General features: G+C 61.4%; 2 protein-coding genes and 1 pseudogene. All 3 read right to left on the bottom strand.

The window, feature by feature from the left end:
* Positions 1 to 874: UbiD family decarboxylase (locus tag B2V21_RS10385; RefSeq protein WP_286916798.1), on the bottom strand; the 874-nt coding region annotated here is incomplete at its 3' end.
* A gap of 80 nt (positions 875 to 954) precedes the next feature.
* Positions 955 to 2,910 carry an acyltransferase family protein gene (locus B2V21_RS10390; protein ID WP_286916799.1) on the bottom strand — a complete coding sequence of 652 codons (1,956 nt, stop codon included), beginning with the start codon at positions 2,908 to 2,910 and terminating at the stop codon, positions 955 to 957.
* A 136-nt stretch (positions 2,911 to 3,046) separates the two neighbouring features.
* A pseudogene (gene rho, locus B2V21_RS10395) lies at positions 3,047 to 3,562 on the bottom strand (transcription termination factor Rho); the annotation flags it as partial.
* Positions 3,563 to 3,566 lie beyond the last annotated feature (4 nt).

Genomic DNA, 3,566 nt, shown 5'->3' on the forward strand with positions numbered 1-3,566 from the left:
AGTAGCCGGTGTGATCGCCGTACGGTCCTTCATCGGCCATTTCGCCCGGATGAATCACCCCTTCCAGGATGATCTCGGCGGTGGCCGGCACCTGCAGGTCGTTGCCGCGGCACTTCACCAACTCGGTGCGGTTACCGCGCAGCAGTCCGGCGAAGGCGTATTCGGACAGGCTGTCGGGGACCGGCGTCACCGCACCGAGGATAGTCGCAGGGTCGGCGCCCAGGGCCACGGCCACGGGGAAAGGTTGACCCGGATGCTTGTCGCACCACTCACGGTAATCCAGAGCGCCGCCGCGATGGCTCAGCCAGCGCATGATGACCTTGTTGCGGCCGATCACCTGCTGACGATAGATACCCAGGTTCTGACGCTCCTTGTTCGGCCCCCTGGTGACCGTCAGGCCCCAGGTGATCAACGGCGCGACGTCTCCGGGCCAGCAATGCTGCACGGGCAGCATGCCAAGGTCGACGTCGTCGCCTTCCACAACGATCTCCTGGCAGGGCGCGTCCTTGATCACCTTGGGCGCCATGGCGATGATCTTCTTGAAGATCGGCAGCTTGGACCAGGCATCGCGCAGACCCTTGGGCGGCTCGGGCTCCTTGAGGAACGCCAGCAGCTTGCCGATCTCGCGCAGCTCGCTCACCGATTCGGCGCCCATGCCCATGGCTACCCGCTCGGGCGTGCCGAACAGGTTGCCCAGCACCGGGATATCGAAGCCGGTGGGCTTTTCGAAAAGCAACGCCGGCCCTTTTGCGCGCAGGGTGCGGTCGCACACCTCGGTCATTTCGAGCACCGGCGAGATGGGCACCTGAATGCGTTTCAACTCTCCGCGCTGCTCAAGCTGCTGCACGAAATCCCGAAGATCCTTGAATTTCATCGACCATGCCAGTTAGAAAATAAGCGTACATCCTACCTGCTCTGACGGGCAAACAGCAGCCCGTCAATGCCTGGCATCGCTCAGTTATGGCTTGTGCCCAGCAACATGGGCGCAAACAGTGGGCTGAGCCTTGCGCCACCTGCGTCGGACAAGTGATCTTCGTCCCTGTACTGCGAAGTCCCATCGACCTCTATGCTGCAGACGCCATCGGTACACATCATTGGCGTCGGATCAATGATGTGAACGCCTGGATCGGCTTTGCTCAAGGACGCGAACAAGTCGCCGAGGAACCGCTGCCGCGCCAGATGCTCCTGGAGCGGACGCCCCAGGCCATCGGCCGAACGTCCTATCCGCGCCAGACTGGTCAGCCGCTCGATGATGCCCTTGCGCTGCAGCGGCACTTCCTTGAACAGCCAGACCTGCACCCCTGCCTCTCGCAAGGCAGCCACACGCGCCTTGATGGCGGCGGCCATGCGCTGCTCGGCCTGGGCGGTATCGTCGTGGACGTTGAGCAGGACCTTTCTGTCGCCGTCCTCGTGCCCGTAGACGTACAGACTCCAATTGGAGGCCAGCACGACGTCCTTGATACCAAGGCTGACCACCTTGTTCATGGTTTGCTGATTGAAGTCCTTGCAACGCTGACGCGGCTCATCGTTCAGAATCGGCGGACAGGCGCTCATGCTGAACAGCCACACCGACCGCCCTTCAGCACGGGCATTGCGCTCGATGGCCGGCATCAATGCGGCGGCGTGGCTGTCACCCCAAAACGCCTGGGTCGGCGGCTTGGCTTGCTCTCCGCCAACCAGGCACGCCTTGTCTATCGACTTGTCCTGCGTCACCACCATGCATTTCATCTGCCCGGCTCGCCATTCGCGGGTCTGCGCGTACTCCAGGGCCTTGCCGCTCAGACGCTCCGGCACGCCATCGGCGGAGCGAATCGCCGAACCGATCGTCACCAGTACGACGATGGCCGCCAAGCCGCCTGCCAATATGGATGTGCGCCCTGCCAGCAGACGTTTTTCTCGAAACGGTAATTCGACATACCGCAGGCTCAGCCAGGCCAGACCCAGTGCCAGGGCCATCCAGCCCAGTGCCTCGAACGGCTGGATCCCGTCGATGGAAACGGCATTGGCGTACACGTAGACCGGCCAGTGCCACAGATACAGTGAATAGGAGAGCAACCCCACCCAGACCAGCGGCCGCAGGCTCAGCAGCCGTGCCGCCGGACCCGGACCCTGCGCACCGGACCAGATCAGGGCAGTGGTACCCAGAACCGGCAGCAGGGCCGCCCAACCGGGAAACACCGTAGCTCGATCGAACGTGAACACGGCAAGCAGGACCGCCACCATCCCGGCGAGCCCGACCAGCTGGTAGACCCAAGGCCGCACAGCCCGCTTGGGCACAGGCAGCACCGCGAGCATGGCGCCACAGAGCAGCTCCCAGGCACGGGTGGGCAGCGAAAAGAAGGTGAATGCCGGCTTGTGCTCGATGCAGGCGATGTTCAGGCCGAATGAAACCAGCAACAAGCCCAGCAAGATCCAGCGCCAGTGCCTGAAAAAGCGGATCAGCACCACCATGATCAGCGGAAAGAAGATGTAGTACTGCTCTTCGACCGCCAGTGACCAGGTATGCAACAGTGGCTTGAGATCCGAAGCAGGCTCGAAGTAGCCGTGCTCGCGCATGAACAGGATATTGGAGATGAACAGCGACTGATACCGCACGGTTCGGCCAAGCTCGGAGAAATCCTTCGCGGTCAGCAACAGCCAACCCATCGCCAAGGTCGCCAGAATGACCACGCTCAAGGCTGGAATGATGCGGCGCGCGCGGCGTGCCCAGAAGTCGACGAAACTGAAGCGCCCGGCGCTGATCTCGCGAAACAGAATCGAGGTGATCAGAAACCCGGAGATAACAAAGAACACATCCACGCCGACGAAACCGCCGCTGAATGCATCGAATCCGAAATGAAACAGTACGACGGGGATAACCGCCAGCGCCCGTAATCCGTCGATATCACGGCGATTGCCAAACGTGTGCATGAAAAAACCTTACCTGTTCTCGAGACAGAGTTCCTTGGAGGCGCGAAGTTATCGGCCGCGCAAACATCAACCCAGATGCAAACAATCCGGGACAAAAAAAAGCGCCCTCGCGGGCGCTCTTCTCGAACAGCAGACCTTACTTGCGTTTCATCGACAGGAAGAACTCGTCGTTGGTCTTGGTCTGCTTGAGCTTGTCGATCAGGAACTCGATGGCCGCCACTTCGTCCATCGGGTGCAGCAGCTTGCGCAGGATCCACATGCGCTGCAGTTCGTCGTCGGCGGTCAGCAGCTCTTCGCGACGGGTACCGGAACGGTTGATGTTGATGGCCGGGAAGACGCGCTTTTCGGCGATCTTGCGGTCCAAGGGCAGTTCCATGTTGCCGGTACCCTTGAACTCTTCGTAGATCACTTCATCCATCTTCGAGCCGGTTTCAACCAGCGCGGTGGCGATGATGGTCAGCGAACCGCCTTCCTCGATGTTACGCGCAGCACCGAAGAAACGCTTCGGCTTCTCCAGGGCGTGGGCGTCGACACCACCGGTCAGGACCTTGCCGGAGCTCGGGATCACGGTGTTGTAGGCACGGGCCAGGCAAGTGATGGAGTCCCGCAGGATGACCACATCCTTCTTGTGCTCGACCAGGCGCTTGGACTTCTAG

Source organism: Pseudomonas sp. UBA6276 (assembly GCF_002438365.1).
GTDB lineage: Bacteria > Pseudomonadota > Gammaproteobacteria > Pseudomonadales > Pseudomonadaceae > Aquipseudomonas > Aquipseudomonas coleopterorum.

Excerpts from the sequence above, each read along its gene's own strand:
- B2V21_RS10390 (WP_286916799.1), bottom strand. The coding sequence starts at position 2,910 with ATGCACACGTTTGGCAATCGCCGTGATATCGACGGATTACGGGCGCTG.